Annotated in this window: 11 protein-coding genes; all 11 read left to right on the top strand. The window is 44.2% G+C overall.

The window, feature by feature from the left end; genetic code table 11:
* Nucleotides 1-73: 73 nt before the first annotated feature.
* The 11 genes from gucD (at nt 74) to L1611_RS07475 (ending at nt 12287) form a co-directional block, all read left to right on the top strand.
* Nucleotides 74-1537, top strand: coding sequence for an alpha-ketoglutaric semialdehyde dehydrogenase GucD (gucD, locus tag L1611_RS07525; protein WP_236312475.1), 1464 nt, complete (start codon nt 74-76; stop codon nt 1535-1537).
* Between the two features lie 204 nt (nt 1538-1741).
* Entirely contained in the window at nt 1742-2785 is a 1044-nt protein-coding gene (locus L1611_RS07520) for a tripartite tricarboxylate transporter substrate-binding protein (protein WP_236312474.1), read from the top strand.
* Nucleotides 2786-2860: 75 nt separating this feature from the next.
* A complete protein-coding gene (locus L1611_RS07515; protein WP_236312473.1) occupies nt 2861-3265 on the top strand; it encodes a tripartite tricarboxylate transporter TctB family protein in 405 nt (134 codons plus the stop codon).
* Nucleotides 3266-3280: 15 nt separating this feature from the next.
* A complete protein-coding gene (locus L1611_RS07510) occupies nt 3281-4792 on the top strand; it encodes a tripartite tricarboxylate transporter permease (RefSeq protein ID WP_236312472.1) in 1512 nt (503 codons plus the stop codon).
* A gap of 46 nt (nt 4793-4838) precedes the next feature.
* Nucleotides 4839-6188 carry a glucarate dehydratase gene (gudD, locus tag L1611_RS07505; protein WP_236312471.1) on the top strand — a complete coding sequence of 450 codons (1350 nt, stop codon included), beginning with the start codon at nt 4839-4841 and terminating at the stop codon, nt 6186-6188.
* A 42-nt stretch (nt 6189-6230) separates the two neighbouring features.
* The gene (locus L1611_RS07500) at nt 6231-7295 is read left to right on the top strand and encodes an Ldh family oxidoreductase (protein WP_236312470.1); all 1065 of its coding nucleotides are present in this window, start codon (nt 6231-6233) and stop codon (nt 7293-7295) included.
* Between the two features lie 106 nt (nt 7296-7401).
* Nucleotides 7402-8940, top strand: coding sequence for a galactarate dehydratase (gene garD, locus L1611_RS07495; RefSeq protein WP_236312469.1), 1539 nt, complete (start codon nt 7402-7404; stop codon nt 8938-8940).
* 270 nt (nt 8941-9210) lie between these two features.
* Complete coding sequence (catA, locus tag L1611_RS07490) at nt 9211-9861, top strand: type A chloramphenicol O-acetyltransferase (RefSeq protein ID WP_236312468.1); 651 nt, start codon at nt 9211-9213, stop codon at nt 9859-9861.
* Nucleotides 9862-9973: 112 nt separating this feature from the next.
* Nucleotides 9974-10405 (top strand): GNAT family N-acetyltransferase, encoded by a 432-nt coding sequence (locus L1611_RS07485; protein WP_236312467.1) that lies wholly within the window; start codon nt 9974-9976, stop codon nt 10403-10405.
* 221 nt (nt 10406-10626) lie between these two features.
* Nucleotides 10627-11100 (top strand): DinB family protein, encoded by a 474-nt coding sequence (locus L1611_RS07480; RefSeq protein WP_236312466.1) that lies wholly within the window; start codon nt 10627-10629, stop codon nt 11098-11100.
* Nucleotides 11101-11279: 179 nt separating this feature from the next.
* Entirely contained in the window at nt 11280-12287 is a 1008-nt protein-coding gene (locus tag L1611_RS07475) for a phosphotransferase family protein (protein ID WP_236312465.1), read from the top strand.
* Nucleotides 12288-12471: the final 184 nt, after the last annotated feature.

Genomic DNA, 12471 nt, shown 5'->3' with positions numbered 1-12471 from the left:
CGATATTTTTTTGACAATCGATATCTGAAAATTACCAATAAAATAAATTTTCATCTTTAACAGGAGGCGAATCATGACCATTCAAACGCAAAGCAAACAATACTTGAACTACATAAACGGCGAGTGGATTGCATCAAGCACAAACGAATGGATTGAAAATACGAATCCAGCGAACACCGATGAGGTTGTCGGATATGCACCGAAGTCAAGTAAAGAGGACCTGGACCAAGCAGTGGCATCTGCCAAATCTGTACAAAAGGCATGGAAGAAATTATCCGCGGATGCGAGAGGAAAATATCTGTATAAAGCAGCTGACATTCTTGAAAGCAAAGTGGATGAGATAGCCGAATGCATGACGAGGGAAATGGGCAAAACCCTTCCGGAAGCGAAAGGTGAAACAGCACGTGGTGTCGCGATCCTCCGCTATTATGCAGGTGAAGGGCTGCGAAAGGTCGGGGATGTCATTCCTTCGACGGACAGTGACGCATTGATGTTTACAACTCGCGTACCTTTAGGGGTTGTCGGTATCATTACCCCCTGGAACTTCCCTGTCGCGATTCCGATTTGGAAAGCGGCTCCAGCCTTGATCTATGGCAATACGATCGTGTTGAAGCCGGCGACAGAGGCTGCGGTGACCTGTGCGAAAGTCTTTGAATGCTTTGAGGAGGCTGGCTTTCCAGCAGGCGTCGTGAACATGGTGGCAGGTCCTGGTTCGGTCATCGGCCAGGGGATTGCCGACCATCCAGACGTGAACGGTATCAGCTTTACAGGCTCGAACGTGGTAGGCAAACAAATCGGCCAGGCTGCACTGGCGAGAGGTGCAAAATATCAGCTTGAAATGGGCGGGAAAAACCCGGTCATCGTTGATTCTGATGCCGATCTTAATCTGGCCGTCGATGCGACGATCAGCGGTGCATTCCGATCAACCGGGCAGAAATGTACTGCGACAAGCCGTGTCATCGTATTGAAGGATGTCTATGACCAGTTCAAAGAAAAGCTGGTCGCGAAAACGAATGGGATAACGGTCGGTGATGGCCTGCAAGAAGGTATATGGATGGGGGCGAGCGTCAACGAAAATCAGCTGAACACGGTTCTCTCCTATATCCAAAAGGGGAGAGAAGAGGGTGCCTCACTCATTCTAGGCGGAGAAAGATTGACAGCAGGAGAGTATGAAAAAGGTTATTTCGTCCAGCCGACGATCTTTGAAAATGTGACCTCATCGATGACGATTGCCCAGGAAGAAATTTTCGGGCCGGTCATCGCCCTCATCAAAGTCGACACGATTGAGGAAGCGCTCGTGATCGCAAACGATGTCGAGTTCGGGCTAAGTGCCTCGATCTTCACGTCCAATATCAAAAAGATGCTGACCTTCATCGACGATATGGATGCTGGGCTCGTCCGTATCAACGCGGAGAGCGCAGGTGTAGAATTACAGGCACCATTCGGCGGTATGAAAAACTCAAGCTCGCATTCCCGTGAACAAGGTCAGGCAGCAATCGAATTTTTCACATCGATCAAAACGGTTTTTGTGAAGTGATTGGATAAAGAAGACTGTCGCTGGTAACAACCGGCGGCAGTCCATCAAAAAAGAAAAGATTGAATGAAATGGATCGTTACTAGAGGAAGTCCTCCATAATATTTATATTAAAATTTTTATAGTTATAATAGTTTGTCATTCAGTAACCATGGTTTTTAAAGGGAAATTGTATGCGGTTCCAAAAATCGAAAGGGAGAGTGTAAGATGAAGAAACTTTTAACGATTTTGTTGGTGGCGATACTTGCGCTTGGTTCAGCTGCGTGCAGTAATGAGACTTCTGGATCAGGTGAAGGGTCAGAGGTGGATGTTTCAAGGGTCAGGTTGGTGATCGGCTCAACCTCAACAGGTGGGGATACATACCAGAATGCCGATACGATCAGCCGCTATTTGGAAGATCCTCTAGGTACGAATATTAAAGTGGATGCAGTTGGAGCAGTCCGGGCTTTCCAGGAGCTGGGGAAGGCTAAGAATGACGGCAGTACGATGATGTTTTTCCATGACATGGCATATTTAGGCGTCGAATATGGAAGCATCCAGGAAAACAACAAGCTGGAAAATTGGACGGTAGGACCTGTCGTATCGATCAATCCAGGGAACGCCTTTTTAGCGAAAGGGGACGCACCATATGACACGATGGCAGAATCTGCAGAATGGCTTAAAGACAATCCGGATGAAACGATCACCGTGGCGATCGAATCAGGCGGGGTATCCGAGATCACGTTCGATGGTTACTATCTATGGGTGAAAGAAGAATACGGAACTGCGGTATCTGACCGCATCAAAGCATACGTGACAGGATCCCAGGAAGATAAGAACCAGGCGTTATGGGATGGAAATGCGGATATCATCAACGGTTCGATCGGCGGCAACAACGAATATACGAAAGAAGGCGTTGAAGACAACATCAAGATGAAGTTCCTCGGCATTACAGCTGGCGAACGGGTGGAAGGCTATGACATCCCTACTTTCGCCGAACAAGGGATCAAAGTAGACGGAAAAGAGTTCGTATTCGATAAGGAATTCTTCTTCCTGATGCCTAAGGATGTTGAGGAAGACTTTGCATCGAAGTTGGATAAAGCTGTAGCAGAAGTGGAAGAAAACCCGGACTATGCGAAAGACCTCGCCAAGAATGCATATATCACCAATTACGTCCCGGCAGATAAAGCAAAAGCCTATTTACTCGAAAAGAGAAAGACCTTCCAGAATATCATCAAAAACGCACCAAGCTTGGACAAAATCACCAATTAAATCAAAAAGAGGCTGTCTGTATCAAAACCAGGCAGCCTCACTCCTTCATTACGGTTTATAGAAGAGGTGAACCCATTGAAAGACCTGCTCACGATTGAATTGAAGTTCAGTGAATACCATACCATCTTTCCTAAAATCATGTTGACGATCTTGATGTTTCTGGCGGTTCTGATGCTGCTTCTCAATATAGCCAAAAGAATAAAGGAAGGAACGTTGACAGCGTTTCGTTATCAATTCTTCATCGACAACTATGACAGGCTTAAGTTTTACGGAACGATCGTCTTATTGATCGCCTATGCGCTCGTGCTTGAACGGATCGGCTTTTTACCGGCAAGCATCCTTTTCATGTTCCTGATCACATTGTTATTCATCGGAAATGTAAGAAAGCAATCAATCGTTGTATCATTAGCCAACTCGCTGGCGACATCATTTGTCATCTGGTATTTATTCGGCCAGTTGTTCGATATTACTTTACCGTAAGGAGGGTGGATTCCAATGGATCTATTCGAAATACTCAGCCCGCTTTCAGTTTTGCTCTGTTTCATCGGTGTATTTATCGGGATCATTTTCGGGGCGATTCCGGGAATGACGGCTACGATGGCCATCGCCCTTTTTCTCCCGATCACCTACTCTCTGGATATGGTCGACGCGATCGCTTTATTGATCGGCTTATATGTCGGCGGGATCAGCGGCGGCCTCGTTCCGGCGGTCCTATTGAACATCCCGGGTACACCTTCCTCACTCTGTACAACCTTTGACGGTTATCCGATGACCCAGAAGGGCGACGGGGAAAAAGCGTTGAAAATAGGGATCACGGCCTCGATCATCGGCGGCTTTTTCAGTTTGACCGTATTGTATTTCTTCGCACCTGTGCTCGCTTCTGTCGCGATCAAATTTTCTTCCGTCGAAAAATTCCTGATCATCGTTTTTGCATTGACCGTCATTGCTTCGATATCAAAGGGCAGCTTGCTCGGAGGGATTTTCAGCGGTTTCATCGGCGTGTATTTAAGCTTGATCGGCATGTTTGCGGATAACAACCAGCTGAGGCTCATTCCGCCGGGCTTTGAGGAGGAGTTGGCTTACGGGTTTTCACTTTTACCGGTATTGATCGGTTTATTCGCGATCGCCCAAATCCTGCAGGAGTCTGAAGAGGGGATGAAAGCTTCACCCCATCAGACGTTCGACTTCAAAAAAGAGAAAAAGAATCCATTCACGTTCAAAATCTTCAACGGTCAGATCATCAATACGGTCCGTTCCTCGATGATCGGTACGTTCATCGGAATGCTGCCGGGGGTCGGCGGAAGTGCCGCGTCGATTTCCTCCTACTCGCAAGCGAAGAACTTTTCGAAGCATCCTGAAAAATTAGGGACAGGAGAACCGGAAGGACTGATCGCGAGTGAATCGGCGAACAACGGCCTGATCGGCGGTGCGCTCATCCCATTGCTATCGCTGGGGATACCGGGGGACAGTACGACCGCTGTATTAGTCGGGGCATTGTTATTGCAGGGTATCCAGGTGGGACCTTTGTTCATCCCGACCAATCCTGACTTATGGGATGGCATCATCTATGCGCTCATCATCGCGAACATTGTGATGTTTTTCTTGATGTTCTTTTCGATCAAATATATGGCAAAGATCATTTATATCCCGAAGTACATCATTTATCCAGTTATCATCGTCATGTGTGTCGTCGGCTCTTATGCCATTAACAATGGGGTCATGTTTGATGTTTGGACACTGCTTTTATTCGGATTGGCAGGCTATGTGTTTACCAAAATCGGGATCCAGGTTGCGCCATTTTTGATCGGCTTCATTTTAGGAAAGGATTTGGAAAAATATTTTATTGATAGTTTAAAAGGTAGTGGTGGAGATTTGACGATTTTCTTCACAAAGGGGCCGATTGCGCTCTTGTTATGGGTGTTGATCGCCATTTCGATCATCTATGCGATCATGGATAACCGGAGATCAAAAAAAGCAGGAGACCAGACCATCACCCCATCAACGTAAAAAGAACAAGTTTATTTAATAAGTAAATAGATAAGGAGAGGATAGGATGGAAACGGTTATGACGAAAAAACATACGACCCCGACGATCGTGGAAATGTCCGTTATCCCAGTTGCCGGTCATGACAGCATGCTATTAAATTTAAGCGGTGCCCACGGTCCTTATTTTACAAGAAACGTTGTCATCCTCAAGGATAGCAGCGGGAATGTGGGAGTTGGAGAAGTTCCTGGCGGGGAAGGGATCCGAAAAACTTTGGAAGATTCGAAACCGCTGCTGATCGGAAGTTCAATCGGCCATTATAACAATCTATTAAATAAGGTGAAGCGGTCGTTTGCCGATCGGGATGCCAACGGCCGGGGCAAGCAAACCTTTGATTTGCGGATCACGATCCATGCTGTAACCGCCTTAGAGGCTGCTTTACTCGATCTATTAGGCAAACATCTTAATGTCCCAGTCGCCGCATTGCTTGGGGAAGGACAACAGCGGGATAAAGTGAAAATGCTCGGTTATTTATTTTACATAGGAGACCGGATGAAGACCGACCTGCCTTACGTCAGTGGAGTCGGTGAAGAAGATGAGTGGCTGCGGATCCGTCATGAAGAAGCGTTGACACCTGAAGCGATCGTCGATTTAGCCAAAGCGGCTGAAAAACGCTATGGCTTCAAGGACTTCAAGCTTAAAGGCGGTGTTCTTGAGGGGAAAGAGGAGATCGAAGCGATCCGTGCACTGGCAAAAAGCTTTCCTGACGCTCGGATTACCCTTGATCCCAATGGAGCATGGTCCCTGGAGGAAGCAATTGGGCTATGCCGGGATATGCATGGAACATTGGCTTATGCAGAGGATCCGTGCGGTGCGGAAAACGGGTATTCCGCACGTGAGGTCATGGCGGAATTCAAACGCGCGATCGGGTTGCCGACTGCGACGAATATGATCGCCACCGATTGGCGGGAGATGGGACATGCGGTCCAGCTGAATGCGGTCGATATCCCGCTCGCTGATCCCCATTTTTGGACGTTGCAAGGCTCTGTTCGGGTTGCCCAGATGTGCAAGGATTGGGGGCTGACCTGGGGATCCCATTCTAATAACCACTTTGACATTTCGTTAGCCATGTTCACTCATGTCGCGGCAGCCGCTCCAGGGAAAATCACAGCGATCGACACGCACTGGATCTGGCAGGACGGCCAGCGTTTGACGAAGAAACCTTTCACGATTTCAGAAGGGTATGTGGCGGTTCCCGATAAACCTGGTTTGGGAGTAGAGATAGACATGGAACAACTTGAGAAAGCCCATCAATTATATGAAGATATGGAGCTGGATGCCCGTGATGATTCCGTTGCGATGCAACAACTCATTCCGGGCTGGGCGTTCGATCCTAAGCGTCCGTGCATGGTCCGATGATTTTTTGTAACTAGCATAAAAGAAATACAGGGAGGCTTCATTTTGAATTTTAACGCGGAACAATTAATTCACTATGTGGATGATCTTTTTAAAACAGTCGGCCTATCCTCTGAAGATAGCCATACGGTAGCGGAAAGTCTGGTTGCAGCCAATCTGCGCGGTGTCGATTCCCATGGGGTCACACGTGTTCCGATCTATGTGAAACGTTTGAAGGAAGGAGCAGTGAATCCTCGGCCAGAAATCAAAGTGATTCAGGAAAGTGATGCAACCTTGTTGATTGATGGGGACGATGGCATGGGGCAGATGGTCGGTCGAAAAGCGATGGAGCTCGGCATTGAAAAAGGGAAGAAAAGCGGCGGGGTGCATATCGGTGTCACCCGCTCAAGTCATTTTGGAGCAGGTGCATATTTTGTAAAGCGCGCTGTTGAAGAGGATATGGTCGCTTTCGCCATGTCGAATGCACCGTCAACAATGGCACCATGGGGCGGAATCCAGCCTTACTTCGGAACAAATCCATACGCCTTCGGAATACCGGCAGGCAAACACGAGCCGATCCTATTGGATATGGCAACAAGTGTCGTCGCAAGAGGGAAAATCATCATGGCAGCCCAGGATGGAAATGACATCCCGACTGGCTGGGCGATCGATGACAAAGGCCGGCCGACTACCGATTCTAACGCCGCCTTAGCAGGATCCGTCCTGCCGTTCGGTGGGCCGAAAGGATACGGGATCGCCATGATGATCGATATCATGAGCGGGGTCTTGACGGGTGCCGGCTTTGGTCCCCATATCAATAATATTTACGGAGACTATGACAAACCGCAAAATGTCGGGCATTTCTTCCAGTTGATCGATGTCAATCGCTTCATGCCGGCTGAATTGTTCAAACAGCGGGTTGACCAAATGATTGATGAAATCAAGTCCTCGCCAGCAGCTGAAGGGGTTGAAGAGATATTCGTCCCTGGAGAGATCGAATACCAGGCAGAGCAAAAAAGGCTGGAAAACGGCATCGACTTATCTGAAGAAGTCTATGAAGATATTAAAAACGCTGGGGCAGAATGCGGTGTGGACATACGAGAATATCAGAATGCCAACATCATCCGTTGATCGAACGGACTCGTGACGGAGAGGCAGTGGGACAGCTGCGTCCTGATGCCGGCTTTGATCTAATCAACATGTGGAATGTTTCGGAAATCAGAAAGGGTGAATATCCATGTCATTGGATAAGACACAAAAAGAAACACCTCTTTACATTAAAGTGAATGAAAACGATAATGTGGCGACGATCGTCAATTCAGGAGGATTGAAGGAAGGAACGACATTTTCTTGTGGACTAGAACTGAAAGAGAATGTACCAGAAGGGCATAAAGTGGCTTTAACCGATTTCAATCAAGACGAAACAATCGTCCGGTATGGGGAAGTGATCGGTTATTCGGCCGCACCGATCAAAAAAGGCAGCTGGGTGAAAGAAGCGTTGGTAAACCTGCCGACACCCACTCAGTTAGATGATCTGCCAATCGCAACAAACATACCTGACGAGCAGCCGCCGTTAGAAGGGTATACATTTGAAGGTTATCGTAATTCGAATGGCAGTGCTGGAATCAAGAATATCCTCGGTATTGCGACGAGTGTACAGTGTGTGGTCGGGGTCCTTGATTTTGCCGTTGAAAAAATCAAAAAGGAACTGCTGCCGAAATACCCTAATGTCCACGATGTAGTAGCACTCAACCACAATTACGGCTGCGGGGTCGCGATCAATGCGCCGGAATCCGAAATCCCGATTCGTACGCTTCAAAGTATGTCGACCCACCCGAACTTTGGCGGGGAAGTCATGGTCGTCGGATTAGGCTGTGAAAAACTTTTACCTGAACGGCTGATAGCAGGTGATGATAAACAGCTCAACATCCTCTCCTTGCAGGACCAACAAGGATTCACCAAAATGATTGAGGCCATCATGGCGATGGCAGATGAGCGCTTGCAAAAGTTGAACCTGCGGGAGCGGGTGACTTGTCCGGTTTCAGATTTGGTGGTCGGGTTACAGTGCGGCGGGAGTGATGCTTTCTCTGGTGTGACGGCCAATCCTGCTGTTGGATACACGGCGGATCTGTTGGTCCGTGCCGGGGCGACGGTTTTATTTTCAGAAGTGACAGAAGTCCGGGATGCGGTCCATTTGCTGACACCTCGTGCTGTCAATGAAGAAGTCGGTCGTGCTTTGATCGATGAGATGAAGTGGTATGACGAATATTTACAGAGAGGAAAGGCAGACCGCAGCGCCAATCCTTCCCCTGGCAATAAGAAGGGGGGGCTGGTCAATGTCGTTGAAAAATCGCTCGGATCGATTGCGAAATCTGGGACCAGTCCAATCTCGGGTGTGTTAGCACCAGGGGAGAAAGCATCTAAAAAAGGGCTGATTTTCGCAGCAACACCTGCCAGCGATTTTGTATGCGGCACATTGCAGCTGGCATCCGGCATGCACCTGCAAGTTTTTACCACTGGCCGTGGCACACCGTACGGATTAGCAATGGCACCTGTCATCAAGGTATCGACACGCAATGCATTGAAGAGTCAATGGGATGATTTGATTGATGTCAACGCTGGCCGAATCGCAACCGGAGAGGCTACGATCGAGGAGGTTGGCTGGGAGCTTTTTCATTTCATATTGGATGTCGCCAGCGGCCGAAAGCAGACATGGGCGGAACATTGGGGAATACAAAACGACTTGAGCTTGTTCAATCCAGCCCCAATCACGTAAAATACAAGTAACAATTCAGAAAGTAGCACAGGGGGAAAACGCCTGTGTTTTTTCTTGCTATATAAGAGTTTTATTGAACAACATAAGATGAGGGTGAAAATATTGACCATTTTTAGGCGAATACCCAAGGCCAATAGAAAAATATGTTAAAGTATAGGTAGGATTCAGGTCTCCCTTTTTAAATGATTTAACAGAGGTGAGAAGTTTGGTGAAATCAGATAAATCAGCCTCCTAAAAGAACGAAAAACATAATTTTAGGAGGCTAATCAAATGAGGTTTAATTTAATTGATAGGGAAAATTGGGATAGAACGGAGTATTTCGAGCATTATTTAAGTCAAAAGTGCACCTATAGCTTAACGGCAAACATAGACATTACAACATTATTAGAACAACTTCGCAACAAGGGAATCAAGCTTTATCCTGCCTTTATCTACATGGTCACTAGAATAGTGAATGCCCATGAAGAATTTAGAACATGTTTTAATGATGAGGGAGATTTAGGTTATTGGGACCATATGATACCGAGCTATACAATCTTCCATGATGATAACAAATCATTTTCTAGCTTATGGACTGCGTTCTCAAATGAATTTCTTGTATTTTATAAAAACTATAATGATGATATAACGCGATATTCTAATGCTAAAGGGCTTTTTACAAAAGACAATGAACCTGAAAATTGTTTTCCTATATCCAGTATTCCGTGGGTAAGTTTTACTAGCTTCAACCTAAATATAAACGATGATCATGACTTTTTATTGCCTATCATTACAAGTGGAAAATATTTTAATCAAGAAAATAAAACATTGTTACCTGTTTCATTACAAGTACATCATGCTGTTTGCGATGGATATCATGCTGGCACTTTTATTGAGGAGTTGCAACAATTAGCAAATAACTTTCATGATTGGCTGCCGTAAATACAACCGATATTACAGCTTGTTAATGAGACACTTTTTTTCAATGTGTTTATTTACTTAGTGACTTTGGATAAAGTCGAAAATGGAAATTTAGTTAAGGATGCTGAATAATATGAACATTAGAGTTAGTGAAAATATGGAAATCGATAAATTGGTAGATATATGGTACAAAGGTTCGCTTATAGCACATGATTTCATTGATAAAGATTACTGGCATTCTCAACGAAATGAGATGAAAGAAAAATATCTTCCAATGTCCGAAAACGTTGTTATATGCAATGAAGAAAAAGTTGTGGGCTTTATGTCTATGGTAGATGATTACTTAGCTGCAATGTTTATTGATGTTCAGCATCAAGGTAAAGGATATAGAAAAGAATTACTAAACTTTATAAAAGAACGAAGGAAAAATATACATTTAAAAGTTTACAAGAAAAATGATGAAGCAGTTACTTTTTACTTGAGAAACGGTTTTGTAAAAAAGGAAGAACGATTAGATGAACTGACTGGCGAGGACGAGTTTGTCATGGAATGGAAGAAAGTTTAAAACCATGAACTTTAGCCGAAATTCTCATTGGGAATAGTATTAATTTAACCCTATAAAGTTCATATCTGCAATTCTAGATTATAAGCAAACGGGCGTAATTCATAACTTTTGAATGCACCCGTTTTTTGCAAAGGGAGGCTAGCGGTTAAAAAATATAAACGAAGTAGATCTGGGAGTACCAAAGGACTTATTATAAAATCAGAGGGAGTGGTGTGGTAAATATGTCTCACGCTAAAGATGTTTTGGCCGATCAATTGTTAGCAAATGCGAACGACCCTAGCTGGTACATACCGTTTTCAGAATCAGTTGCAAACTTGTCAGAGGAAGAAGCGTTTTGGAAACCCAATGAGGAAAGTAATAGTATCGCTGAAATTGTACAGCATCTCCTCTATTGGAATAAAACGTGGCAAAAGAGGTATCAAAAATCTCACGTTGATGCCGTTCCGCCACTTAGTGATAATAAAGAAAGCTTTATGATTCCAAAAAACGAAAAATTTACTGACTTAAAAGAGCAGCTATTAAAAGTACTCTTGCAGTGGCAAGATCTACTCACTGAAGAAAAAATCGAAAGTGATATTGACGGTTTTCCTGAGACTGTAAAGTGGTGGGCAGTTCTTGGGAATCTCTCCACACACAACGCTTATCACATTGGACAAATCATTTATATCCGAAAACTGCAAAAGAGTTGGAATTAATACCAGGTAGGAAGTACATTTTAATATATCAATGATATTAGAGCAGCATGGATTACAAAGATTAGAGTAAAACATGTTGCTTATTTTATTCCTCTTATATGTCTCATTTTAATAATAATATATTTAGTTAAATCCATAACTAGTGTTTATTACTGAAAAACATCAAAGGAGGGGACATGATGAAAGCTGGATGGGAACGTTCAAAGGAATTGGTAGCACCAAATCTTGATACAGTAAGAAATCTTTTGAGGCCTTTTTTAGAAGAGGAGCTTGTCTACAGTTCCGAACTACTAAGTGGGGGTTTGAATAATTCAAACATAAAAATAACAACCAGTTCAAATCAACAATTTGTTCTCCGTATCTATAATAGCAATGATGATAGCATGGAGATTGAAAGACATATATTGAATCTCCTCAAAGGCAAAGTGCCAGTTCCCCAGGTGTTGTATGTTGATTCTTCTAAATCGATCTTGGATTATCCATTTTTACTTTTAAGTTGGGTTGAAGGAGAGCAGTTATCTGAATTAATCTATAGGGACAATAAGTTGGAAATAGAAAGTGCGGCACGCGAAGTTGGCCGTTCATTAGCCCGAATTCATAAAATTGAATTCCCTGATTCAGGTTTCTTTGATAATAGGTTACACATCAAAGAATCTATCAAACTCAATAGAGACATGTTCTTGATGTTTATTGAAGATAGTCTTATAAAAGGACATGCTGGAAAACATCTAGGAGATAACCTTTGTAAAAGTGTTTTGAACTTTTCGCAGGAACATACAAATCTAATAGAGCATCTAGGTGATCAAAACTCTTTAATTCATGGAGATTTCAACCCATTGAATCTCATGGTAGAAGGAAAAGTTGGTAAAGTTGACATTACTGGAATATTGGATTGGGAATACGCTTTCAGCGGCTCACCTTTGATGGATGTTGGGAACATGCTGAGATATGAAAATGTGAGCAATACCAAGATATTCGATCCATTCATCTCAAGTTACCAGAAACATGGAGGTCATTTACCTGCCCAGTGGTTACAAAAAGCGAAGTTATTGGACCTGATTGCCCTGTGTGATCTATTAAATAAGAAAGAATGCGGGGAAGCAAGGGTAATCGATATTAAGAAACTTATACAAAAAACAATGGATGAATGGGATCGATTTAGAACCGTCCAAGATAAGTTTAGGTGAAAGTAATGTATAATAACATCTATAACGATAAAACAAACGCCAATCCTGATATATAAAGGTTTGACGTTTTTGTTATTATTAGGATTATATTAGTGAAAGTCAACGTGTTTTTGTACTATGGATAGAAAAGCGTCCTTCATCCAAAGATTTTGGTGTGTTTCAACCAAGATCGTTTAAATTATGT

It is taken from the genome of Pseudalkalibacillus salsuginis, assembly GCF_021646685.1.
Classification (GTDB): domain Bacteria; phylum Bacillota; class Bacilli; order Bacillales; family Fictibacillaceae; genus Pseudalkalibacillus; species Pseudalkalibacillus salsuginis.
The sequence above is the reverse complement of the archived record's forward strand: the minus strand, read 5'-3'. Positions and strand labels throughout refer to the sequence as shown.

Excerpts from the sequence above, each read along its gene's own strand:
- gucD (WP_236312475.1), top strand. The coding sequence starts at position 74 with ATGACCATTCAAACGCAAAGCAAACAATACTTGAACTACATAAACGGC.
- L1611_RS07520 (WP_236312474.1), top strand. The coding sequence starts at position 1,742 with ATGAAGAAACTTTTAACGATTTTGTTGGTGGCGATACTTGCGCTTGGT.
- L1611_RS07510 (WP_236312472.1), top strand. The coding sequence starts at position 3,281 with ATGGATCTATTCGAAATACTCAGCCCGCTTTCAGTTTTGCTCTGTTTC.
- gudD (WP_236312471.1), top strand. The coding sequence starts at position 4,839 with ATGGAAACGGTTATGACGAAAAAACATACGACCCCGACGATCGTGGAA.
- garD (WP_236312469.1), top strand. The coding sequence starts at position 7,402 with ATGTCATTGGATAAGACACAAAAAGAAACACCTCTTTACATTAAAGTG.
- catA (WP_236312468.1), top strand. The coding sequence starts at position 9,211 with ATGAGGTTTAATTTAATTGATAGGGAAAATTGGGATAGAACGGAGTAT.
- L1611_RS07485 (WP_236312467.1), top strand. The coding sequence starts at position 9,974 with ATGAACATTAGAGTTAGTGAAAATATGGAAATCGATAAATTGGTAGAT.
- L1611_RS07480 (WP_236312466.1), top strand. The coding sequence starts at position 10,627 with ATGTCTCACGCTAAAGATGTTTTGGCCGATCAATTGTTAGCAAATGCG.
- L1611_RS07475 (WP_236312465.1), top strand. The coding sequence starts at position 11,280 with ATGAAAGCTGGATGGGAACGTTCAAAGGAATTGGTAGCACCAAATCTT.